Below are 815 nucleotides of genomic sequence, written 5' to 3'. Positions count from 1 at the left end.
ACCTGATCGATCCGCTGCTGGCGGGTTATTGCCTGGTGGCCGGCGCCGCGCTGTGCGTGCGGGAAGTCTGGCGTCTGCTGCGCCCGCTACCCGCCGTACCGACATCTTCAATCTGAATCAGGACACTGAGGTCAATGATGGGCTGGATGCAATCGCGGCGTCTGCGCTATGGCGTGGGTGCGGCAGGTTTGGTGTTTTTACTGCTGGCTTTGCTGCGGCTGGTGTTTGTGCTGGGATTCTCCGGAATCGACATCAGCGAGTTTGTCGACAACCCGCAACTGCGGGAAACCCTTGGCATCGGCTTGCGCTTCGACCTGCGTCTGGCCGTGCTGCTGATGTTGCCGCTGGCGCTGCTGGCCTGGCTGCCGCGCTGGAACCTGACGCGCGTTGCGTTACTGCGCCGCGTGGCAAGGGGCTATTGGCTGTTGGTGCTGGGCGTTGTCGGGCTGGTGTACATCATCGACTTTGGCCATTACGCCTACCTCGGGGTGCGGATCAACGCCACGGTCTTGCGCTACCTGGAGGACGCGCAGATCTCGCAGCAAATGGTCTGGGAAACCTACCCGGTGCTGTGGATTGCCCTGGGCTGGCTGGCGGTGTCGGGGCTGTGGTTCTACGGATTGCTGCGCCTGGAGCGGGCGACGCTGGCGCAGGAACCTCGGACGATCCGCCGCACTTCGCTGGTCTTGGGCGGTGGGTTGGGGCTGGTCGTGGTGTTGCTGGCGCTGCTTGGCCGCGTCGAAAACCTCAACCTGGAAAACCCGGTGCCGTTGCGCTGGAGCGATGCGTTTTCTCCGGCAATGGCCAGATTGCGG

General features: G+C 63.6%; 1 pseudogene. It reads left to right on the top strand.

Annotated features, from left to right (window positions below):
• Positions 1–137: 137 nt before the first annotated feature.
• A pseudogene (locus tag DBR24_RS14930) lies at positions 138–815 on the top strand (sulfatase); the annotation flags it as partial.

It is taken from the genome of Pseudomonas sp. HMWF006, assembly GCF_003061205.1.
GTDB classification, from domain to species: domain Bacteria; phylum Pseudomonadota; class Gammaproteobacteria; order Pseudomonadales; family Pseudomonadaceae; genus Aquipseudomonas; species Aquipseudomonas monsensis.
The sequence above is the reverse complement of the archived record's forward strand: the minus strand, read 5'-3'. Positions and strand labels throughout refer to the sequence as shown.